This is a genomic window from Pseudomonas sp. SDO5271_S396, from assembly GCF_054071795.1.
Genome location: NZ_JBSVWB010000017.1, coordinates 41,430 through 63,401, shown reverse-complemented (window position 1 = coordinate 63,401; position 21,972 = coordinate 41,430). Strand labels below are relative to the sequence as shown.

General features: G+C 61.8%; 21 protein-coding genes. 9 read left to right on the top strand and 12 right to left on the bottom strand.

Annotation, left to right across the window (positions count from 1 at the left end):
- Positions 1-99: 99 nt before the first annotated feature.
- The 3 genes from ACW9IN_RS14115 (at position 100) to ACW9IN_RS14105 (ending at position 3,186) form a co-directional block, all read left to right on the top strand.
- Positions 100-699, top strand: a complete 600-nt coding sequence (locus ACW9IN_RS14115; RefSeq protein WP_457366454.1) for a short chain dehydrogenase — start codon at positions 100-102, stop codon at positions 697-699.
- Positions 700-794: 95 nt separating this feature from the next.
- Positions 795-1,466: a COG3650 family protein gene (locus tag ACW9IN_RS14110; protein WP_457366453.1), complete on the top strand. Its 672-nt coding sequence runs from the start codon at positions 795-797 to the stop codon at positions 1,464-1,466.
- 106 nt (positions 1,467-1,572) lie between these two features.
- Positions 1,573-3,186 carry an NAD(P)/FAD-dependent oxidoreductase gene (locus tag ACW9IN_RS14105; RefSeq protein ID WP_457366452.1) on the top strand — a complete coding sequence of 538 codons (1,614 nt, stop codon included), beginning with the start codon at positions 1,573-1,575 and terminating at the stop codon, positions 3,184-3,186.
- A gap of 123 nt (positions 3,187-3,309) precedes the next feature.
- On the opposite strand, the gene ACW9IN_RS14100 is transcribed toward ACW9IN_RS14105, so the two are convergent.
- Positions 3,310-4,404 (bottom strand): PLP-dependent cysteine synthase family protein, encoded by a 1,095-nt coding sequence (locus ACW9IN_RS14100; protein ID WP_457366451.1) that lies wholly within the window; start codon positions 4,402-4,404, stop codon positions 3,310-3,312.
- 217 nt (positions 4,405-4,621) lie between these two features.
- On the opposite strand from ACW9IN_RS14100, the gene nhaA reads away from it, so the two are divergent.
- Positions 4,622-5,797 carry a Na+/H+ antiporter NhaA gene (gene nhaA / locus ACW9IN_RS14095; RefSeq protein ID WP_457366450.1) on the top strand — a complete coding sequence of 392 codons (1,176 nt, stop codon included), beginning with the start codon at positions 4,622-4,624 and terminating at the stop codon, positions 5,795-5,797.
- A gap of 977 nt (positions 5,798-6,774) precedes the next feature.
- Here the strand turns inward: nhaA and ACW9IN_RS14090 are convergent.
- The 6 genes from ACW9IN_RS14090 to dinG form a co-directional block, all read right to left on the bottom strand.
- Complete coding sequence (locus ACW9IN_RS14090; protein ID WP_003189251.1) at positions 6,775-7,239, bottom strand: outer membrane lipoprotein; 465 nt, start codon at positions 7,237-7,239, stop codon at positions 6,775-6,777.
- Positions 7,240-7,505: 266 nt separating this feature from the next.
- Positions 7,506-8,153 carry a pyridoxamine 5'-phosphate oxidase gene (pdxH, locus tag ACW9IN_RS14085; protein ID WP_457366449.1) on the bottom strand — a complete coding sequence of 216 codons (648 nt, stop codon included), beginning with the start codon at positions 8,151-8,153 and terminating at the stop codon, positions 7,506-7,508.
- Positions 8,154-8,180: 27 nt separating this feature from the next.
- Positions 8,181-9,371 carry an OmpA family protein gene (locus ACW9IN_RS14080; RefSeq protein ID WP_457366448.1) on the bottom strand — a complete coding sequence of 397 codons (1,191 nt, stop codon included), beginning with the start codon at positions 9,369-9,371 and terminating at the stop codon, positions 8,181-8,183.
- Positions 9,372-9,514: 143 nt separating this feature from the next.
- Positions 9,515-10,660, bottom strand: a complete 1,146-nt coding sequence (locus ACW9IN_RS14075; protein ID WP_457366447.1) for a serine hydrolase domain-containing protein — start codon at positions 10,658-10,660, stop codon at positions 9,515-9,517.
- Positions 10,661-10,742: 82 nt separating this feature from the next.
- A complete protein-coding gene (locus ACW9IN_RS14070; protein ID WP_457366446.1) occupies positions 10,743-13,040 on the bottom strand; it encodes a beta-galactosidase in 2,298 nt (765 codons plus the stop codon).
- Positions 13,041-13,138: 98 nt separating this feature from the next.
- The gene (gene dinG / locus ACW9IN_RS14065) at positions 13,139-15,283 is read right to left on the bottom strand and encodes an ATP-dependent DNA helicase DinG (RefSeq protein ID WP_457366445.1); all 2,145 of its coding nucleotides are present in this window, start codon (positions 15,281-15,283) and stop codon (positions 13,139-13,141) included.
- Between the two features lie 100 nt (positions 15,284-15,383).
- Here dinG and ACW9IN_RS14060 point away from each other — a divergent pair, with 100 nt between their 5' ends.
- Entirely contained in the window at positions 15,384-15,848 is a 465-nt protein-coding gene (locus tag ACW9IN_RS14060) for a CopD family protein (RefSeq protein WP_457366444.1), read from the top strand.
- Between the two features lie 90 nt (positions 15,849-15,938).
- On the opposite strand, the gene ACW9IN_RS14055 is transcribed toward ACW9IN_RS14060, so the two are convergent.
- The 3 genes from ACW9IN_RS14055 to ACW9IN_RS14045 form a co-directional block, all read right to left on the bottom strand.
- The gene (locus ACW9IN_RS14055; protein ID WP_457366443.1) at positions 15,939-16,697 is read right to left on the bottom strand and encodes a collagen-like protein; all 759 of its coding nucleotides are present in this window, start codon (positions 16,695-16,697) and stop codon (positions 15,939-15,941) included.
- Positions 16,690-16,998, bottom strand: a complete 309-nt coding sequence (locus ACW9IN_RS14050) for a DUF1145 domain-containing protein (protein ID WP_457366442.1) — start codon at positions 16,996-16,998, stop codon at positions 16,690-16,692. The genes ACW9IN_RS14055 and ACW9IN_RS14050 overlap by 8 nt, the downstream gene beginning before the upstream one ends.
- Before the next feature lie 161 nt (positions 16,999-17,159).
- A complete protein-coding gene (locus tag ACW9IN_RS14045; protein ID WP_457366441.1) occupies positions 17,160-17,855 on the bottom strand; it encodes an OmpA family protein in 696 nt (231 codons plus the stop codon).
- A gap of 190 nt (positions 17,856-18,045) precedes the next feature.
- Between ACW9IN_RS14045 and ACW9IN_RS14040 the strand changes: the two genes are divergently transcribed.
- The 4 genes from ACW9IN_RS14040 to ACW9IN_RS14025 are packed head-to-tail and all read left to right on the top strand — an operon-like array spanning position 18,046 to position 19,718.
- A complete protein-coding gene (locus tag ACW9IN_RS14040; protein WP_457366440.1) occupies positions 18,046-18,543 on the top strand; it encodes a DUF6231 family protein in 498 nt (165 codons plus the stop codon).
- A gap of 4 nt (positions 18,544-18,547) precedes the next feature.
- The gene (locus tag ACW9IN_RS14035) at positions 18,548-19,018 is read left to right on the top strand and encodes a YchJ family protein (protein WP_457366439.1); all 471 of its coding nucleotides are present in this window, start codon (positions 18,548-18,550) and stop codon (positions 19,016-19,018) included.
- A gap of 20 nt (positions 19,019-19,038) precedes the next feature.
- The gene (locus tag ACW9IN_RS14030; protein WP_457366438.1) at positions 19,039-19,521 is read left to right on the top strand and encodes an LEA type 2 family protein; all 483 of its coding nucleotides are present in this window, start codon (positions 19,039-19,041) and stop codon (positions 19,519-19,521) included.
- Positions 19,518-19,718: an SEC-C metal-binding domain-containing protein gene (locus ACW9IN_RS14025; protein WP_457366437.1), complete on the top strand. Its 201-nt coding sequence runs from the start codon at positions 19,518-19,520 to the stop codon at positions 19,716-19,718. Before ACW9IN_RS14030 ends, ACW9IN_RS14025 begins: the two co-directional genes overlap by 4 nt.
- A 74-nt stretch (positions 19,719-19,792) precedes the next feature.
- Here ACW9IN_RS14025 and ACW9IN_RS14020 read toward each other — a convergent pair whose 3' ends face one another.
- Together ACW9IN_RS14020 and ACW9IN_RS14015 are read right to left on the bottom strand one after the other, a co-directional pair.
- Positions 19,793-21,178, bottom strand: a complete 1,386-nt coding sequence (locus ACW9IN_RS14020; protein WP_457366436.1) for an ATP-binding protein — start codon at positions 21,176-21,178, stop codon at positions 19,793-19,795.
- Positions 21,175-21,885, bottom strand: coding sequence for a response regulator (locus tag ACW9IN_RS14015; protein WP_457366435.1), 711 nt, complete (start codon positions 21,883-21,885; stop codon positions 21,175-21,177). Before ACW9IN_RS14015 ends, ACW9IN_RS14020 begins: the two co-directional genes overlap by 4 nt.
- Between the last annotated feature and the right edge of the window lie 87 nt (positions 21,886-21,972).

The window sequence follows — 21,972 nt, the reverse complement described above, 5'->3', positions numbered from 1 at the left end:
TGTTTCCATTTGAAAACCAAAGGTTGCCTATTAGCGCGTTTATTCACTGAAAAAGCCACTCTAGACTGAGCCTTCACTTACCTTTGGAGGAACAGCACGATGAAAATCCTATTGATTGGTGCCAGCGGCACCGTCGGCTCAGCAATCAAGGCGGAATTGGCGCAGCGTCACGAGGTGATCGGCATTGGTCGCAGCAGCGGTGACTTCCAGGTGGATATCAGCGACAGCGCCTCGATCCGCAGGCTGTTCGAACAGACCGGCAAATTCGACGCCTTGGTCTGTGCGGCGGGCAGCGTGAAGTTCGTGGCGCTGGGTGAGATGAGCGAAAGCGATTTCGAACTGGGTCTGCGCGACAAGCTGATGGGCCAGGTCAATCTGGTGCTGATCGGCCGCGAGTACGCCAACGATGGCGCCTCGTTCACCCTGACCAGCGGCATTCTCAACCGCGACCCGATCCGCACCGGCGCCTCCGCAGCCTTGGTCAATGGGGCCATCGACGCCTTTGTCAAAGCGGCAGCGATTGAATTGCCACGGGGACTACGCGTCAACGCTGTGAGTCCTACGGTGCTTGAGGAAGCCATGGGCAGCTACGCGCCCTATTTCCGTGGCTACAAACCTGCGCCAGGTGCCGATGTGGCGCTGGCCTACGCGAAGAGCGTGGAAGGCTTGCAGACGGGTCAGACGTTTATCGTCGGATGAACTGCGCGTCTGTCAGAAACGCCTGAAGCTGGCGGGTGGACTTGTGATGCATCGCCAGCCTGAGTAACGTGGCGGCACTTGTCAGGAGACCCCTTATGCGCGCCGCTCGTACCTTAGCCCTGTTTGCCCTGCTTCCGCTGTTCGCCGCCTGCCAGCTGTTCGAGAGCGAGCCGGCCAAACCCTCGCTCGCCGGCTTGACTCGCATGCAGGGCGAACTCACGGCGGTGGGTGGCAAACTGTTGTTTCAGCCCTGCAACGACCAACGCAGCTACGTAGTCAACGACACCGGCGGCACCAGCGTACTGCAGGAAGCCGCATCCCTGGCCGGCCAGCAAGGCAAGCTGTTCGCCGATCTGCGCGGCAAGTTCTCGGGGGTGGCAGCCGGTACCCAGGGCTCGGTGGAGTTGCAGCAGCTCTACCGCGTGGAGCGCTCGACCTCGGCCTGTGACGACCCGGATTTCAAGCGCATGATCCTGCGCGCCAACGGCCATAAACCGGCCTGGGCGATGAATGTCACGGCCAAAGGCATGGTGCTGGAGCGCGAAGGCCAGCCACCCCTGGCGGTGCCCTATGTGGAAGAACAGATCGGTGACGGGCGCTTCAACCTGATGACCGAGGCCAATAACCAGCACGTCGAACTGTGGGTCGCCCCGCAACGCTGCGTCGACAGCGTGAGCGGCAGCCTGCAGCACATGACCGCCGAGCTGCGTGTCAACGGCCAGGTGCAACGTGGTTGCGCGGCATTCGGCGGTTCCCGGGACGACTGATTCACCGCCGCTCTGTTTTAACATGACGGGAAACCGCCATTGGGGCTTATAATCGCCGGTTTGCAAAACAGCCGGCCTCTTTGTCCGCCGCCTACCGGATCCCGTCATGTTACGAATCACCGAACTCAAGCTGCCCATCGACCATCCCGAGGAAGACCTGCGCGCTGCCGCGCTGCAGCGCCTGGGCATCGCCAGCGATGACCTGCTCGACTTCACCCTGTTCAAGCGCAGCTACGACGCGCGCAAGAAATCGTCGGAGCTGTACTTCATCTACACCCTCGACCTGAACGTGAAGAACGAAGCGGCGCTGCTGAAAAAGTTCGAAAGCGACCACAACATCAACCCGTCTCCCGACGTCAGCTACAAAGTGGTGGGGCAGGCTCCGGCAGACTTGAGTGAACGCCCGGTGGTGGTCGGCTTCGGCCCCTGCGGGATCTTTGCCGGGTTATTGCTGGCGCAGATGGGCTTCAAGCCGATCATCCTCGAGCGCGGCAAGGAAGTACGCCAGCGCACCAAAGACACCTGGGGCCTGTGGCGCAAAAGCGTGCTGAACCCTGAGTCCAACGTGCAGTTCGGTGAAGGCGGCGCCGGGACTTTTTCCGATGGCAAGCTGTACAGCCAGATCAAGGACCCGAAATTCCATGGCCGCAAGGTGTTGCACGAGTTCGTGAAAGCCGGCGCGCCAGAAGAAATCCTCTACGTCAGCAAACCGCATATCGGTACGTTCCGCCTGACCGGCATGGTCGAAAACATGCGCCAGGAGATCATCGCCCTGGGTGGCGAAGTGCGCTTCGAGCAACGCGTGACCGACGTACTGATCGAAGACGGCCAGTTGAACGGCGTGGTGATCGACGGTGGCGAACAGATCCTGTCCCGCCATGTAGTGCTGGCACTGGGTCATAGTGCCCGCGATACCTTCCGCATGCTGCATGGCCGTGGCGTATACATGGAAGCCAAGCCGTTCTCGGTGGGTTTCCGTATTGAACACCCGCAATCGCTGATCGATGCCGCGCGTCTTGGCAAGTACGCCGGGCACCCGAAACTCGGTGCCGCCGACTACAAGCTGGTGTACCACGCCAAGAACGGTCGTTCGGTGTACAGTTTCTGCATGTGCCCGGGCGGCACAGTGGTAGCAGCCACATCGGAGCCAAACCGCGTGGTCACCAACGGCATGAGCCAGTATTCGCGCAACGAGCGCAACGCCAACTCCGGCATCGTGGTAGGCATTACTCCCGAGGTGGACTACCCCGGTGGCCCGCTGGCGGGTATCGAGTTGCAGGAACGCCTGGAGTCCCATGCCTACATCCTCGGCGGCAGCAACTACGAGGCGCCCGCGCAATTGGTAGGTGACTTCATTGCCGGCAAACCGTCCACCGCCCTTGGCAGTGTGGAACCGTCCTACAAGCCCGGCGTATCCCTGGGTGACCTCGCGCTGGCGCTGCCGGACTTCGCCATCGAGGCCATCCGCGAAGCCTTGCCGGCGTTCGACAAGCAGATCAAGGGTTACTCGCTGCACGATGCAGTGTTGACCGGTATCGAGACCCGCACCTCCTCGCCGCTGCGGATTACCCGTGACGCGTCGATGCAGAGCCTGAACGTTAAAGGCCTGTTTCCAGCGGGTGAAGGGGCCGGTTACGCCGGCGGGATCCTGTCGGCAGGCGTGGACGGGATCCGCATCGCCGAAGCGGTGGCGCGGGATATCCTCGGCATCGAGGCCTGAGAACACCGCTGTTCAAATGTGGGAGCGGGCGTACTCGCGAATGAGGTCTGTCAGTTGATGATGTATCGACTGACACTCCGCTTTCGCGGGCAAGCCCGCTCCCACATTGGGTTGTGCGTTGTATCAGATGTTGGCGCGCAGGATGCTGTCCGGCAGCGCCTCGCCCCGTTCGACACAAGCCGCAACAGCCGCGATCAAACCTTCCAGCGCATAGCCCTGTCCCACCAGCCACGCCTGATCGTAATAGGTGGTCGCGTAACGCTCGCCCCCGTCGCACAGGATCGCCACAATCGAACCGGACTCGCCCGCCGCCTTCATCTGCTGCGCCGCCACCAGCGCGCCAATCAGGTTGGTCCCGCTGGACCCGCCCACGCGCCGCCCCAATCGTTCGGCCAGGTAATGCATGGCCGCCAGCGACAACGCATCCGGCACCTTGACCATCGCATCGATCACCTTGGGCAGAAACGAGGCCTCGACCCGTGGCCGGCCAATGCCTTCGATCCGCGAGCCACAGTCCAGGCGCAGGCTGGCGTCGCCGCTCTGATAAAAGTCGAAGAACACCGAACGCTCGGCATCGGCGCACAGCACGCGGGTGCAATGCTGGCGATAACGCACATAGCGCCCCAGGGTCGCCGTGGTGCCGCCGGTACCGGGACTTGAGATCAGCCAGCTCGGTTCCGGATGCCGCTCAAAGCGCAATTGCTGAAAGATCGACTCGGCAATGTTGTTGTTCGCCCGCCAGTCGGTGGCGCGCTCGGCGTAGGTGAATTGGTCCATGAAATGACCACCGCTTTCCCGCGCCAGTCGTTCGGATTCGGCATAGATCTGCGTCGGATCCTGTACCAGGTGGCTCTTGCCACCGTAGAAGGCGATCTGAGCGATTTTCTCCTGAGAGGTGGTGGCCGGCATCACCGCGATAAACGGCAGGCCGAGCAGGCGCGCAAAGTACGCTTCGGAAATCGCCGTGGAACCGCTGGACGCTTCGATCACCGGTGCACCCGGCTTGAGCCAGCCATTGCACAACGCGTACAGGAACAGCGAGCGCGCCAGCCGATGTTTCAAACTGCCGGTGGGGTGGCTCGATTCATCCTTGAAATACAACTCGATGCCCGGCAAACCGGGCAGTGGCAAGGGGATCAGGTGCGTGTCGGCACTCCGCTGGAAGTCCGCTTCGATAATCCGAATGGCTTCACGGGCCCAGGGACGGTGATCGCTCATGGTGAGGTTCTCTAAAGGTTTTCAGCCCCAATCTTAGGAGGTTTCCTACACTCCACACAGATACAGTGACGACTCAATTGGACACACAATTGGGTGGGGTCAGAGCAAGGTTGGACGGCTCCTCCATTTATAACAAATAAGAATATAACTTTTGTTTTAACAACTAACAGTACGGGTTAGGGTACCCACCTATTGAACCTGGATTGGAGAGCATCCCGTGCCTCTGCGTAGCACTTTCACCCGTTTCTTCCAGCTGGAGGCTGCCAGCGGTCTGTTGTTGATCGCCGCCGCCGCGCTGGCGTTGATCATCAATAACTCACCGTTGTCGCACCTCTACAGCGCCTTCCTCGATGTGCCGGTGGTGGCCCAGATCGGCGCACTTAAAATCGCCAAGCCTGCCTTGCTGTGGATCAACGACGGCCTGATGGCCCTGTTCTTCCTGCTGATCGGCCTGGAGGTCAAGCGCGAGTTGCTCGATGGTCACCTGTCCAAGCCCTCGCAAGTGGTATTGCCCGGCGCCGCCGCGATTGGCGGCATGGTCGTACCGGCGCTGATCTACTGGGCGATCAACAAGGACTACCCCGCCGCACTGTCCGGCTGGGCGATCCCCATGGCCACCGATATCGCCTTTGCCCTCGGCGTGCTGGCCCTACTGGGCAAACGCGTGCCGGTGTCGCTGAAACTGTTCCTGATGACCCTGGCGATCATTGATGACCTGGGCGCGATCATCGTCATCGCGGTGTTCTATTCTTCCGACCTGTCCGGTGCGTCGCTGGCCGGCGCCGGTGCCTGCCTGCTGGCACTGATCGCGATGAACCGCCTGGGCGTGATCAAGCTTGGGCCCTACCTGATCGTCGGCCTGATCCTGTGGGTGTGTGTACTCAAAAGCGGCGTACACGCCACGCTCGCCGGCGTGACCCTGGCGTTCTGCATTCCCATGCGTACCAAAAATGCCGAGCCCTCGCCACTGCTGACGCTCGAGCATGCCCTGCACCCGTGGGTGGCCTACGGCATTCTGCCGCTGTTCGCCTTCGCCAACGCCGGTGTATCCCTGACCGGCGTGAGCCTGGAAAGCTTCACCCATCACGTGCCCATGGGCATCGCCGCCGGGTTGCTGGTGGGCAAGACCATCGGCGTGTTCGGCCTTACCTGGTTCGCCATCAAGACCGGCCTCGCCGCCCTGCCCAGCGGCGCCAACTGGGGCCAGGTGTTCGGCGTGGCCATCCTGTGCGGCATCGGCTTCACCATGAGCCTGTTCGTCGGCTCCCTGGCCTTCGTGCCGGGCGCCAGCGAGTTTGCCGGCGAAGACCGCATGGGCATCCTGACCGGATCGATCCTGGCCGCGTTGATCGGCTATGCCGTCACCGCGATGGCGAGCCGCAAGCACGCCTGAACCCTTTGCAGAAGCCGGGCAACCGGCTTCTGACTTCCTGCCTGCGACGGACAACATAGAGATGTTCACCTGATCCCCAAAGACCTAACCGATTGGGGGCGTCCTGCTACCATCCTCCGTCACGTAAAGACATTCAGTCTTCCGCTGGCCCACCTTGGCATCACTCTGACGGTCCTCGTCAGCCCAGCGGCCCAAAAATCCAGCAAATGATGGATGTCGTTCATACCGGACTCGATGGTAAAGCACGTCAAAAATTGAACGGTTTGCCAAAAACTAAAAAGCCGCCTCGGTTCAAACCGAGGCGGCTTCACTTCTCAGACCTTAAAGGTCATCGAAGCTGTCCCGAAGGAATACCCATACGTGATAAACACGCAGGGCATTCACGACGAGGTTCCACGTACGTCGTGCAAACTTGGACATACTCGGCCCTCCAACAGTTGGGCCTTACCTCCAGCACACTTACCGGAACATGTGAGCCTTTGAATGCTGTCATTGCGTCCTGTGAGGCGGCTGGGTTAGTAGGCCTTCCGCATAAATCCGGCACGGATTACTAGCCCGTGGCAGTTGGTCCAAAACCTTGCACAAAGACCCAGCACATCTACAGAATTACGATCGCAGAACGGCATCGATACTAGCTGAGCCAGCAAGTGGAAGGTGTGTCCAACAACGACAAAACACCAAAGATCACCCTCGTAAGTTATGTCCGTATTTTGCAAAATACTCCCGACAAGAAATGTCTCAGAAAGGATGATCTCCGCTCATCGGCATACCTTGCTACACACTTCGGCGAACAGTAATATCCCGCCCATGTCATTGCGTTCTGTGAGCATGCGAACCAAATAAAATCAGGCTCGCACTAAAAAACCGCCCTACTAAGGCGGTTTTTTAGTGCCTGCGATTCGACATTCAGCTACCCAAAAACTCAAAAACCCCAACCGGTCACCCGGTTGGGGTTTTGTTTTTCCACAAGCCGAAGCTTAGCGGGTAACGCGGCTGGTACCGTCAACGGTCATGATGCGCACGCGGTCGCCGATGCGGAAGATTTCATTCTCCTGCACAGCCTGCACGTAGGCACGCATGCTGCCGTCGTCTTCGCGAACGGTGATTTCCACGCCCTGGGTGCGGGTCAGGCCTTCTTCGGTAGCCGAGCCCAACAGGCCGCCGGCAACGGCGCCGATCACGGCGGTTACGATGCTGCCGCGGCCACCGCCGATGGCGCTGCCGCCCACACCACCGATGACTGCGCCAGCGGCGCCGCCGATTGGGGTCTTGGTGCCTTCGATTTTCACCGGACGCAGGGATTCAATGGTACCCATGCGCACGGTCTGCACACGACGCGCTTCATCACGGGAATACGAGTCGCCGGTCAGACTCGAGGCGCAGCCACCCAGCAGCAACGACAGGGTGGTAAAGCAGGCAACCAGTAAAACGGACTTACGCATAGCATCAACTCCAAAGGACAGGTATTCATTAGACGCTGCGGCTCGTCGCCTGTCACGGCAAGCCTGGCAGAAAATTGCTTTCATTCAGCCTGAGTACAGACTGAGCACCTCCAAAAACTGGACGAATGGTAGCCCAGTTTTTGTTCCAGGAAGTGTCCAGAGTAGTGCCAACAGTGTAGTCCGTGCAGTTCACGCCCTGAAAGCCTCCTGAAACAGAGACGTCGGCAGAACCAACAGCATTCAGCTGAAGTGACGAAAATGCCGGCTCAGGGTGCCAGGCGCTCGCGACTCCACTCAGTGCCCTGCAGGCGGTAATTCAGACGATCATGCAGACGGCTCGCACGGCCTTGCCAGAACTCGATGCGCTCCGGCAGCAAGCGATAACCGCCCCAATGCTCCGGGCAATCGGGCTGGGTATCGCTGAAGCGCTGTTCAGTGGCCTTGAGCAGGTCCTGCAACTCTTCACGGTCACGAATCACCCGGCTCTGCGGCGAAGCCCAGGCGCCCAGGCGGCTGCCCAGCGGGCGGACCTGGTAATACGCATCCGATTCTTCGGGCGTGACCTTGACCACTCGCCCCTCAATGCGCACCTGGCGCTCCAGGGTCGGCCAGAAGAAGGTCATGGCCGCAAAGGGCCGCGCCGCAAGCTGTTCGCCCTTGGCGCTCTGATAGTTGGTGAAGAAAGTAAAACCCTGGGCGTCCAGGCCCTTGAGCAGCAGGATCCGGCAATGCGGGCGACCATCCTGGTCGACCGTGGCCAGGGTCATGGCATTGGCCTCCACCGGTGGTTGCTCGGTTTTCACCGCATCGTCAAACCACTGGCGGAACAAGGCAAAGGGTTCGCCCGGGGCCTGGGCCTCGCTCAAACCATCCCGTGTGTAATCACGGCGCATATCGGCCAGTGCCTGGGTCATGCGGCTTTATCCTTCTGGTTCAACGGATCAGTTTTTGGCCTGGTCGTTAGACGCCGGGGCCGCCTTGGCCTTGGCTGGAGCAGGTTTCTTCGCAGCCGGTTTGGCCGGGGCCTTCTTAGCGGCAGGCTTGGCAGCGGCTTTCTTGGCCGGGGCCTTTTTCGCCGGAGCTTTGGCGGCCGGCGCAGCGGCAGGTGCAGGGACGTCCTGTACCGCAACCATTTCAGCGACCGGCGGCTTGCCAGAGTTGTACTTGTTCAACAGCGCCAGCATGGTGGTGCGCTGGGTGAACATGATTTCCATGCGGCGGTTCAGGGCGCGGCCCTGGTTACTGTCGTTGGCAGCACGTGGCATCAGGTCGCCCATACCGCGCAGCATCAGACGGTCTTGCTTCAAGCCGCTCAGGCTGAAGATCGACGCGATGGATTGTGCACGCTCCTTGGTCAGCACCTGACTGGCCGGGGCAGTGCCGGTGGCGTCAACGTGGCCCAGAACCAATACGGCGGTCTTCGGGTCGGCTTCGACAGCCTTGGCCACACGGGTGAACGGGCCGAGAGTGGATGGCAGCAGCATCGACGGGCGTTTCGGGTTGTAGGAACCGTCTACCGGGGCGATCACGACCAGTACGTTATCGCGACGCTCCAGTTGCAGGTTGCTGTCCTTGATGGCAGCGCGCAGGCGCGGCTCATAGTCGTCCAGCCAGGCCTGGGTGATCTTCGGATCGGGCATCGGCACGTTGCTCACGTCCACCTTGGCCAACGGCTTGGGCTTGCTTTCGAACGGCCACCACCAGTGGGTTTCGGAGTCGGCGTCGGTCTTGGCCACGGCAGGCGCAGCAGCGCCCGTCGGGGCTGGGGTTGCGGCCTTGAGATCGGCTTTCAGGTCGGCAGCCTTGGCATCGGCGGCTTTCTCGTCGGCGCTCTTGGACGAGAACGGCCACCAGCTGGAACCCGTCTCCGCCTTGGCAACCGGCGCTGGCGCGGCGGCAGGTGCCGGAGCTGCTGCCGCGGCGGCAGGTGCAACTGGCTTGGCGCCGGCAGCGGGTTTGACGTCCGGTTTGACGTCCGGTTTGGCGTCGGTCTGGGTCACTGCGTCCTTGCTGGCCGCCTTGTCGGATCCAAATGACCACCAGTGCCCGCCTTCGGCATCATTTTGTGGAGTTTGTGCGCAGCCAGTAATAGTGAGGCATAGCGCCAGTGCCAGGGACTTGTTCGATAACATGAGATATCCACAAAATGAGAAAAGAAACGGGGGTCTGGATGACCCGTTAAAACAGACGCTTACTGATGATTGAAGTTACAACATTTCGCGCAGCGTCTTTTATAGATGCCTTTGTAACAAAAAAATGTGAAACAGCAAGGGGTTTATAGACAACCGGCTAATATTCCGACCAACTTCTGCGCACGTGGATCCATAAGTACGTAAGGACCCAGGGTATTAGTCACAAACCCGAAGGCAACATCATATTCCGGGTCGGCAAACCCTACGGAACCACCGGCCCCAGGATGCCCAAACGCAAGCGGGCCAAGGCCGAACGTGGCATTTGGCAATTGCGGTTGATCCAACATGCAACCCAGACCAAAACGGGTCTGGGTCAATAAGGTTTTATCCGGCCCGATACTGTGTTCGCGGGTCAGTTCTTCGAGCATATCGGCTTCCAGCAAACTACCGTCCAACAAACCACTGTAAAAACCCGCCAGGCTACGGGCATTACCGTGACCATTTGCCGCTGGCTGCTGCATACGGCGCCATTCAGGTTTATTAGTGCTGGTTAGAATGGACGGTGGATTGGCAAATGCCCGTGTGGTCATGGCTGCAGGTTCACGCATCATTACTTGCAATAAACGTTGCGCCGCTTCGTCGCCCATGTTGCCTTTACTACGGGCGATATGAGCCACACGATAAAACTCTTCATCCGCCAGGCCCACATGGAAATCCAGCCCCAGTGGCCGTGCCACTCGCGCCACGATGGACTCGCCCGGCCCGCGCCCGTCGGCACGGCGCAGCAATTCCCCGACCAGCCAACCATAGGTGATCGCCTCATAGCCATGGCCTTCGCCCGGCGTCCACCACGGCGCTTCGGCGGCCAGGGTGTCGACCATCAATTGCCAGTCGTACAGGGCTTCGGTGGGCAGCATCTCGCGAACGGCCGGCAGCCCGGCCTGGTGGCAGAGCAACTGGCGCAAGGTAATGGTTTCTTTCCCGGCAGCGGCGAACTCCGGCCAGTACCTGGCCACGGGAACGTCCAGTTGCAACTTGCCCTCGGCCACCAACTGCAAGGCCGCGACGGCAGTGAAGGTCTTGGTACAAGAGAACAGGTTGACGATGGTGTCGCTGTGCCAGGCCTCGGCACCGTCCTTGTCGGCGGTACCGGCCCACAGGTCGACGACGGTTTGCCCGCCGATCTGGATGCACAGCCCGGCACCACGCTCCTGCGGGTCGTCGAACAGCGCGGCGAAGGCTTCACGCACCGCCTCGAACTGGAGCTCGTAATGACCTTGAATCTGCACCTAAGCCCCCTGGAAAAACCGTGTAAAAAGTGGCGGCCATTGTTCCAGCCCCGGTGGGTTTTGTGAACCCGTCAGCAGCGAATCAATGGCCATTGCCGGAGTGCCCGCCTGCATGCCCGGCGCCCTGCCCCGGGCCTTTGCCATCATGCCCCGGCTTGCCGCCTTCACCCACGTGCACGTCGCTCGCCGCCCTGGCTTTTTCCGCTTCCTTGCCCAGTTGCTCGACCGCCGCCAGGTTGCTCTTGCGCACGCTGTCGACAAACCCCTGAAACGGTACGTCAGTGATTCCCACCAGACCGAAATGGCCGTTCTCACCGTCCAGCAGGCGCCCCGTTACCGGCTGGTCCAGATACTGGAACCAATGGACGCCGACAATCGACGGCTCGGCCATGGCCTGCTTGAGGAAATTACCGTAGGCCGCGCCACGCTCTTCTTCCCGCGCCACTTGCGTCACACCGCCCCATAACGGCCCACGGTCCGCCGAGCCGAAGTTGAACTCGGTGATCAGCACCGGCTTGTCCAGCGCCCTCAGGGCGGCGAAGTCATAACCGTCCTGGGGTTTGAGGGTGTACATATTGAAGCTCAATACATCGCAATACTGTGCGCAGGACGCCACCGCTTCCGGTGTGCTCACCGCATAGCGGCCGCCCAGCAACAATTGGTTGGGCGCGTGCCATTTCAGTGAGTCGGAGATGGTCTTGAAATAGGCATCGGCGAAAGTCTTCTGGAAGTATTTGAAGTCCGCCTCGATTTCCGGGTGCTCGGCGCTGGGCATCGGTGGTTCGAAGCCCGGGTCTTCCATCAACTCCCAACCCGCCAGATGAATGCCCCAGGCTTTCGAAAGGCCTTCTTCATTGCGGTACTTGTCACGCAGTTGCTTGAGGAACGCGCGCTTGGCCGGTACGTCGGTGGTCATGCGCAGGGTGCCGTAGGCCAGGGCATAGCGGGACTTCGGGTCCTCGCCCGGGCCGGCCCACGCCAGTTCGTTGTCGGCAAAGAAGCCGATCAGCCACGGGTCGTCCCGGTGATCGCGGGCCGCAATGGCCACGGCCCGTTCGGTGGCCATGGCAAAACGCGGGTCGAACGGGTCGGGCATGCCGCCCCACCAGTCGGTGCCGGTGCTGATGCTGGCGTAATCGCCGACGATCGACAGGGGCAGCGTATAAGGCACACGGTCAGCCTTGGCCAGATGCTCGTCGCTCCAATTGCCCACGGTGTTGAAGCCCCAGGCCTGCAAGCGATCAAGGGTGTGAGTCACCCAGCGTCCCGAGTCGAAGCCTTCGCCGCCATAGGTACGCTGCAAGTTGGCGCCGTAGAAGTCGTACCAGCGCCCCGCCCCGAAGCTGCGGCCTTCACCCGCGCCGTTGCCGGTGCGGTTGTCGCCGCTGCCGTAGTACTTGTCGAAGGGGTCGCCGGCCTTGGGCAACCCGGCAAACATCCATTCACGATGGGCCACATAGGTCTGGCTGTCATCCGGGGTCACGGTGTTGACGCCCAGGGAGTAGAACGGATGGCCTTGCGGTGTCACCAGGTACCAGCGGCCGTCACGCTTCTCGGTGCGGAAGAACCCGCTGGCCTCGAACGCCGGGCCTTTGTTCCAGCCACCGTATTGGTCCAGAGCGGATTTATCCCGCGCGGCCAGCCAGCCCTGAAGCTGTTGCTGCTCCTTGGCGGCGGCGGCCTTGAGTTGCTCATCGCTGCTGACCTTCTCTGGCCAGCGCGCCCGGGTGGATTGACCGTAGGCATCCACCAGCTCGCTGTAGGCCGCCTTCAATACCGGTTCAACGTCCTGCACGCCAAAACGCTCCAGCAGAATGCTCTGGGCGACATTGGGCTTGAGCATCGACACCGTCACCGAGGCCACCTGGCTGCGGTCGATTTCTCCGGCACTGCTGCCCAGCAGCACGCGCTGGCCCTCCACGGCAATCGGCATTGGCGGGCCGGCCTTCATGCCCTGGCTCAACGGCGAATTGGCTTGCAGCGGAATCAGCAAGGTCTGGGCCGGGCCGGCCGGCAGGTCGACGCGGCTGACCAGGGTTTTGCCGTCACTGCTCTGCACCTTGACATAGAGGGTCAGCGCCCAGTCCATGGCGCTCTGGATACGCAGGCTCATGGCGCCGGATTGCGACCAGTCCCACACACCGGTTTGCGGGCTGAGCACCAGGCTCGGCTCGGCCGCCGGGTTGAAGACGATGCGGCGCAGCACTTCGCCCTCCGGCGTTTGTTCGGCGTTGTACTGCGGCAGGCTGGCATCCTGGGTCGCCACCTTGACCACATCGGCAGGCCGGACGAAGTTGAACAGCGTCTGTTGCCCGGCAGGCGCGGCCATCAAGGGCGCGGCAACCAGCAAGGCAAAAAGGGCGGGCAGCGTGCGAATCATACGAGCAAGGTTCTCCCAAACGGCCGATGAATGGCCTGATGACATAAAGCGTTGGCAGTGAGATAGACCACGCAGTGGGCGAATCCGCCCACGGTGGCTCAAGAAATTTCGCGCCTGAACGGCGGCAAGGCATTCAGGATAGCCTTGCCATAGCGTTGGGTGACCAGACGGCGATCCAGCAAGGTGATGGTGCCCCGGTCCTGTTCGGTACGCAGCAAGCGCCCGCAGGCCTGGACCAGCTTCAAGGATGCATCCGGCACCGAAATCTCCATGAACGGGTTGCCGCCCCGCGCTTCGATCCACTCGGCCAGTGCGGCCTCGACCGGATCGTCCGGCACCGAGAACGGGATCTTGGCGATCACCACGTGTTCGCAGTAGGCGCCGGGCAAGTCCACCCCTTCGGCAAAGCTCGCCAGCCCGAACAACACGCTGGAGTCACCGCCGTCGACCCGCGCCTTGTGCTTGTTCAGGGTTTCCTGCTTGGACAGGTTGCCCTGGATGAACACCTGCTTGCGCCAGTCACGGTCCAGGCCGTCGAACACGTCCTGCATCTGCTTGCGCGAGGAGAACAGCACCAGGGTGCCTTTGGAGCCTTCCACCAGGTCCGGCAGGTCACGGATGATCGCAGCGGTGTGCGCCGCCGCATCCCGTGGGTCGGCGTTGAGGTCAGGTACCCGCAACACACCGGCGTCGGCATGATGGAACGGGCTGGGCACCACGGCCGTCACAGCCTTTTTCGGCAAGCCGGCGCGCATGCGGAAACGGTCGAAGGTGCCCAGCGCGGTCAGGGTCGCCGAGGTCACGAGGCAGCCGTAGGCGACGTTCCATAGGTTGCGACGCAGCATCTCGGCGGCCAGAATCGGGCTGGCATTGACCTCGATATCGAACAACGCACCGCTTTCCGCCAGGGTCAGCCAGCGGGCCATGGGCGGGTTGTCTTCCGGGTCTTCGACGGTAAAGGCCGTCCACAGCTCCCAGTTGCCCTGGGCCCGGGACAACAGGCTGCCGAACAGCGGGTACCATTCTTCCGCCTGGTTGCTGGCGATGCCGATGTTGACCTCACCGTCCATGCCTTCCTTGAGCAGATCGGTCAGGCGGGTAAACAGGTCGGTCAGGCGCGAGAAGCCTTTTTTCAGCTCGATACCCATTTCACGCATGTGCTCGGGGATCAGCCCGCCGACAAAACGATGGCGTGGCCGCTCACGACCTTCCACGTCTTCGCCGGGCTTGAAGTCGGCCACCTGCTCGCAGGCGCTGAACATGAACTGCTGCTGGGTCTTGATCTCCCGTGCCAGCTCCGGCACCTGTTCGATCAGTTTGCCCAGGTCGCCGGGCAACGGGTGCTGGGCCAGCAGCTTGGTCAGGTTCTTGGCGGTGGACTCCAGCCAGTCGGCTGTGGAACGCAGACGCGTGTAGTGGGCGAAGTGGCCGATGGCCTTGTCCGGCAGGTGATGGCCCTCGTCGAACACATACACGGTGTCACGCGGGTCCGGCAGCACGGCGCCGCCGCCCAGGGCCAGGTCGGCCAGCACCATGTCGTGGTTGGTGACGATCACATCGACCTTGCCCATGCCCTCGCGAGCCTTGTAGAACGCGCATTGGCCGAAATTCGGGCAATGGCGGTTGGTGCACTGGCTGTGGTCGGTGGTCAGGCGCGCCCAGTCGGAATCCTCCAGGGCGGTGGGCCAGCTGTCGCGGTCGCCGTCCCATTTATTGCCGGCCAGTTTTTCGATCATGCTGGTAAACAGCTTCTGGCTGGCCTCATCCACTTCGATCTTGAAGCCTTCTTCTTCGAACAGCTGGGCCGTGGCGGTTTGTGCGTGACCTTCCTGCAACAGCACATCGAGCTTGGACAGGCACATGTAGCGGCCACGCCCCTTGGCCAGGGCGAACGTGAAGTTCAGGCCGCTGTTGCGCATCAGGTCGGGCAAGTCCTTGTAGACGATCTGCTCTTGCAGGGCGACGGTGGCGGTGGCGATCACCAGGCGCTTGCCGGCGGCCTTGGCGGTGGGGATCGCAGCCAGGCTATAGGCCACGGTCTTGCCGGTACCGGTGCCGGCCTCGACGGCCACGACCGCGGGCTCACCCTCGCGGCGGCCTTCGTCGTCGGTGTCGATATCCCCGAGGACCTTGGCCACTTCGGCGATCATCAGGCGTTGGCCGTAGCGCGGTTTCAAGCTCTTGGCTTCGAGAAAACGCGAATAGGCGCCCTGGATCGTGGTTTTGAGTTCAGTGCTGATCATGAATAGTCGGGCGCAAAAAAACGCTGGATAAATTTTCAGTGGTTCGGATCGGCGGCTATCATACCCCGCTAATGAATCCCGCGCAGAACGGAGTACCTCAATGACCGTGTTCAGCTTCGCTTATACCCTGCATGTACTGGCCGCCCTGATCTGGGTCGGCGGCATGTTTTTCGCCTGGATGATCCTGCGCCCCGCCGCTGTGGCGGCACTTGAGGGCCCTGCCCGGCTCAAGCTGTGGGCAAATGTGTTTCAACGTTTTTTTGTGTGGGTGTGGGTCGCCGTGGCGATTTTGCCGATCAGCGGTGTTGGCCTGCTGCAATTGCGCTTCAACGGTTTCGAGACCGCGCCGCGTTATGTGCAGGTGATGATGGGGCTGTATCTGGTGATGACGGCGCTGTTCATCCGCATCCAGGCACTGAAGTTTCCGGAACTGCGCGCCGCGGTGGCGGCCGAGGATTGGCCGGCGGGGGCTGCGGTGTTGGGGCAGATTCGCAGGTTGGTGGGAATCAACTTGATCGTCGGGCTTCTGGTGGTCGCGGTGGCTTCGGCTCGACCGATGTTTTGAAGCGATCTTGAGATGGCTATCGCCGGCGAGCCGGCTCCTACAGTTGATCGTATATAACCTGTGGGAGCCGGCTTGCCGGCGATGGCGTCTTTACAGACGCTGAATAGTCACAGCACCCGCAGGCCCGGCCGGCCCCGGTTGCCCTTCCAGACCCGGACGGCCCTTTTCGCCGCCGTCGGCGCGGTACACCAGGCAACCTTTGGACTGGCCGCCACGGCCCGGTTTGCCGGCCGTGCCTGCCAGGCCGCCGGCGCCGCCTTCGACCCAGACCTTGATGCGTTCGACGGGAAAGTCCTGCGGCAACTCGACCCGTACCTGAGCGCCGGCTGCGCCCGGCAGGCCGTCGCCGCCGTTGTCACCATTGGCCCCGCGACCGGCCGAACCCCAGGTGCATCCAGGATCCGCGCCGTTGGCGCCATCCAGCCCGGCATAGCCCTGGGCACCGGCACCACCCCGGGCATCCACCGACAGCACCTCGGCGCTCAGCGCATCGATACGCAAGGTGAGATCACGTCCGGGCTTGGCCGGTTTTTCATGGGTACCGGGAGCGCCACGGGAAGTGATCTGACTGCCTTGATCCAACTGTGCATGGCGCACCTGCAATTGCAGCCCGGTGCCGCCCGGAGCAATGGCGATCCGCGCATCACGCCCCAAGTGAAGTTCTTCCACCGTCACCTGGCTGATGGTGGCCGGAATCAACAAGGTGCCGTAGTCCGCCACGTCCAGGCGCTCGAGTTGCAACACGCTGGTACTGCTGGGCAGGCGCATCAGTGAGTTGGTTTCCACACTGACGGTCTGGGCCAGGGCTACAGGACTGGCCAGCAGGGCCAACAGAAAAACCTTACGCATGATTGGCCTCCCGGGTTACTTCATCGACAGTGATTTCATTCGCAGCCACAGGCGCCGACAGGCCCTGCACATGGAACATTCCGACCAACAGGATCTGCAAACGGTCACGCCAGGGATGGGCACGGTGTTTGACGCTGGCGTTGAACAGCAGCAACTCCAGCAGGTGGGTGAGGAACAACAGACTGCCGGCCAGGCTGACCAACAGGTGGAACGGATTGGGCAACGGCTGGAACAGATTGACCAGCACCACGACCCAGAACAGCAACGTCAGAAACTTCCCCAGCCCCCAAAACACCTTCATCCCGCATGCCCCCTGCACATTATTCTTTGGGCGCACAGTACCGACTTCTGCGGGCGATTTGCCAGTGAAGGATTAAAAAACTTGATAAAGGGCCGGTTTGGCCGCGATTTCGCCGAGGATCGCCAGCAATGCCCCTGTGGATCCCACAGGGGCAAGGGCCGTCAGCGGTTGATCTGAATTTCCACGCGACGGTTCAAGGCGCGGCCTTCAGCGGTTTTGTTGTCGGCCACCGGATGGCTTTCGCCGGCACCGGTCACGGACACGAAATTGCTGCGGGGCACGCCGGAGCCGATCAGGTAGTCGGTCACCGAGTGAGCGCGTTTTTCCGAGAGTTTCTGGTTGTAGGCGTCTTTACCCACGCTGTCGGTATGACCACTGACCCGCAACCGGGCACTCGGCGCTTCCTGTTTCAGGCGGGTGGCGACGGCGTCGAGCTTGGTTTTGTCCGCCTGCGTCAACCTGGCCGAGTCGAACTCGAAGTGCACGTCCCGAATCACGATGGTTTCTTCCTTGACCACGACCACCTCTTCGACCACCGCCGGTGTCGGCGTGGGTGGGCAGCCGTTGGTATCGACCTGTACGCCTTTGGGGGTGCCCGGGCACTTGTCGCGGCTGTCTGGCACACCGTCGCCGTCTTCGTCACCGTCGCCGTGGACCCAGCAATAGGCGCCGGCCATGCCGCCGATCAGCAGCGCACCGGCACCGGCGTACGCCGAGCTTTCAGTGGCGCCGATCGCCGCACCGGTCACACCGCCCACGGCGGCGCAGGTGGGCCAATCGGTTTTTTGCAAGCCTGCGCAACCTGTCAATACTCCGGTTAGCAGAACCAAGGGTAGAGCTGTCCGCATGATGCTCATCTGATTTCTCCTGAGGGGATCGGCGGGGGCCGATGGGTGGAGTAAAGACGGCTCTTTTCATCTGCGCCACTACGCCACGCCCCCGTATTCATTGAGGATCACGGCTTTTGTCAGACTTTTCCGCGCCGCCCGCTCTAGGCCCGCACGCTCAGCCGCGCTAGTCTCTACGGTCCTGATGTGAGGATCTCTGATGACCGCCGGCATTTCTTCCCGTACACCCCAGCAAGCCCTGGCCGCCCTGCTCGATTTGCACTCGCCCAAACGCCTGCTTTTGTTGGGCGCCAGTCAGTTCCCGGCGCTGGAGGCATTTCAAGCCGCGCATCCCGAGACCGAGGTGGCCGTTGCACCGCCCGGGCCGCTGCCGGCGGAACTGGCGGCGCGGCGCTTTGACCTGGCGCTGGTGGTCGACTGCCTGGAGCACCTGTCAAAACCACAGGGCCTGACCTTGCTGGGCGGCATTCGCAACCTCAATGCCAGCCGCATTGCGGTGCTGGTGGACCTGGGCGCCTGCGACTGGAAAGACACCGACTTCTTCTCCCTGGCCCTGCAGGCCGGCGAGCGTTTCCAACGGGACGAGCAGGTTCTGACGCTGTTCACCTACGATCTGCTTGACTATAAACAGGTGCCGGACTGGCTCAACGCCCGCTTCTGGGCCAACCCGGAAAACTTCGGCAAGTATTGGTGGTAACCCGATGAGTACATCCATTTGCCCCTGCGGCAGTGGCAACCTGCTGGATGCCTGCTGCGGCCACTATCACGCTGGCCACCCCGCGCCCTGTGCCACCGCGCTGATGCGCTCGCGCTACAGCGCCTATGTGCTGGGCCTGGTCGACTACCTGGTCGCCACCACCCTGCCGGCGCAACAGGCCGGGCTGGACCGCGACGCCATCGGCGCCTGGAGTGCCCAGAGCACCTGGCTGGGCCTGGCGGTGGAAAGCTCCGAAGTATTCGGCGGCCAGCCGGAACACGCCTTTGTGACCTTCACCGCGCGCTGGCATGACAGCACCGGCGAACATAGCCACCGCGAGCAGTCTTCTTTCGTACAGAATGAGGGGCGCTGGTACTTCATCGACCCGACCGTGGAGGTGAAAGCCGGACGCAACGACCCGTGCCTGTGCGGCAGTGGTCAGAAATTCAAGAAGTGCTGTTCCGGCTACTTCTAACTCCCCACAGGACAGACGCCATGCTTCGGATCTACAGCTTGATGCTGGCGCTGACCTTCGGCCTGAGCGGCTGCGCGTCGTGGTTCGAAGACAACCCGCCACCGCCCCACGTATCGCTGGTGAAAGTCGAAGTGGTACGGGCCAAGTTGCTCCAACAGAAATTCAAACTGTACTTTCGTGTGGACAACCGCGACGACGCCGACCTGACGGTGCGCGGCCTGATCTACAAGGTCACGCTCGACGATTTCGTGCTGACCGAGGGCGAGTCCAACGAGTGGCTTACCGTGCCGCCCCGTGGCCATGCTTTTTTCCGGATTACAGTGCGCACCAACCTCTGGCCGCAGATCCGGGATGTGGTGCAGATGCTGAAAAATCCCGATCACCCCGTGCCCTATCGCCTGGAAGGTGAACTGAAAACCGGATTATTCATCGGTAATGACGTGCAGGTAGCCCACAATGGCGAGATAATCCCCGGCGATTTTATTCCGGAGCGACATCGATGACTCAGCAACCCCATGTCCATGGTCCCGACTGCAACCACGATCACGATCACCATGATCACGACCACGGCCATGTCCACGGCCCGAACTGCGGCCACGCTCACCACGAGCCCGTGCGCAACGCCCTGAAGGACGTTGGCCGCAACGATCCTTGCCCATGCGGCAGCGCGAAGAAATTCAAGAAGTGCCACGGGGCCTGATGCCCTGACTCAGGCTGTGAGCGGGCTTGTTGTGGTGAGCAAGCCCGCTCCCACATTTGGATGGCATTTCAAATTCAGGCTCTGCGTTGAAACAACAACGCCACTTCAAGCCCTCCGCCTTCCCGATTCCTCAAGCTCAACGTCCCCTCATGCGCCCTCGCGATGGTATGGGCAATGCTCAACCCGAGCCCGTACCCGCCGGTTTCGGCATTGCGTGAACCCTCGACCCGATAAAACGGCTCCATCACCTGTTCCAGTTGTTCCTGGGGAATCCCCGGCCCGCGGTCGCTGATGACGATCGTCAAGGTATCCGCCTGATCCTCGACCCGCACCACCACTTCACTGCCATACCGCACCGCGTTTTCCAGCAGGTTCTGCACGCAGCGTTTGAGGCTGCGCGCATAGCCCGGCAGTGGTTGTCTGGCGCGGCCTTCGATACGCACGGTTTCGCCCACGTCTTCCAGGTCCGCCTGCAAACTTTGCAGCAAGGCGTTGATGTCGATGTTCTGCCGCGTCTCGTTGATTTCGCCGCTGCTGACGAAGTCCAGGGTGCTGGACACCATGTGTTCCATTTCTTCCAGGTCGCTGCGAAAACGCTCTTTGGTGCGGTTGTCTTCCAGCATTTCGGTGCGCAGACGCAGGCGCGTGATGGGTGAGCGCAGGTCGTGGGAAATCGCCGCAAGAAAGCGTGTGCGCTCGGCAATGTTCGCAATCAGCCGCTGCTGCATGGCATTGAAGGCCTGGGCGGCACGGCGCACTTCCGTGGGGCCGTCCACCGACAGCGGCGGGCGCTGGATATCCCGGCCCAGGGCTTCGGCGGCCTTGGCCAGGGCATTGAGTGGACGGATCGCCAGGCGCACCGCCACCAGGGCGATCACCACCAGCACCAGCACCCGCAGCAGGTAGATACGCATCACGTAATCGAACAGCAGGTCCAGCGGTGAGGTGCTGGTCCAGCCCTGCTCCTCGCAGGCATCGACCTGCAACCAGCGTCCGTCGGGCAGGCGCAGGTCGATGAGGAATTGTCCCACCACCGGCCTGGAACCCAGCAGGGTCGAAAGCCCGGCGGTCTGCCCGTCGCCATCCACCAGCGACAGGCGCAACAGGATCAGGGTCTGGGCATAGCCGGTCTTCTCTGACAGCACTTTTTTGATCAGGCGTTCGGTGGGCCGGTCACTGTCGTGCAGTGTGCTCGGGGTGTTGCTGGCCTGCTCGCTGAGGGTGAGGCGGAAGTTCGGTGTGTCGAGCAACTTGATCAGTTGGTCCGCCTGCTGCGGATCGCTGTGCACCAGCCGTACCACGTCCGCCAGGCGGGTGGCGATCAACCGCGCGGGGATCTCCAGCACCTGGCCATGCCGCCGGTCGTACCAGATGCTGCTGGTCAGGGCCTGCGCGGCGAGCATGCCACTGACCAGAATCAGCACCAGCCGCCCGAACAGCGAGCGCGGCAGCAGCCTCACGGCTCCAGCACCACATCATCGGCGGTGAGCATGTAGCCCTCGTTGCGCACGGTCTTGATCAGGCCCGCCGGCAGTTGCGAGCGCAGGCGGCTGACGCACACATCGATGGAACGGTCGAACGGTGTGCTGTCCTTGTCGAACACGTGGTTGAGTAGAAAGTCGCGGCTCAGCGGGCGGTTGGGGTGCTGCAGCAGCAGACGCAGCACGCGGTAATCCGAATTGCCGAGGCTGACCACCACGCCCTCCGGCGACAGCAGTTGCCGGGCGCGGGTGTCGAGTTGCCAGCCGGCGAAGCGGATGCTCGGCGCTTCATCCAGGCGTGCGCGGTCCGGGAAGCTCTGCACACGGCGCAGCACCACCTTGATGCGCACCAGCAACTCCCGTGGGTCGAAGGGTTTGGGCAGGTAGTCATCGGCGCCGATCTCCAGGCCGACGATGCGGTCGATCAACGAGCCCTTGGCCGTCAACATCACCACGGGTGTGTTGGAACTTACCCGCAGCTCGCGGCACAGGCTCAGGCCGTCTTCGCCGGGCAGCATCAGGTCGAGGACGATCAGGTCGATGACGTTCAACTCCAGGCGCCGGCGCATTTCCTTGCCGTCGGCAGCGGTGGACACCTGGAAGCCGGCGTCGCTCAGGTAGTCGCAGAGCAGTTGGCGGATTTGCGGGTCGTCATCGACGATCAACAGGTGGTCTTGCTTGGCCATGGGCAGTCAATCCGAAAAACAATGAAACGCAGCAAATAGCGGAAAGTTCAGCCAGCCGCGCAGGCAAATGTAATGGAATGTTGTGGG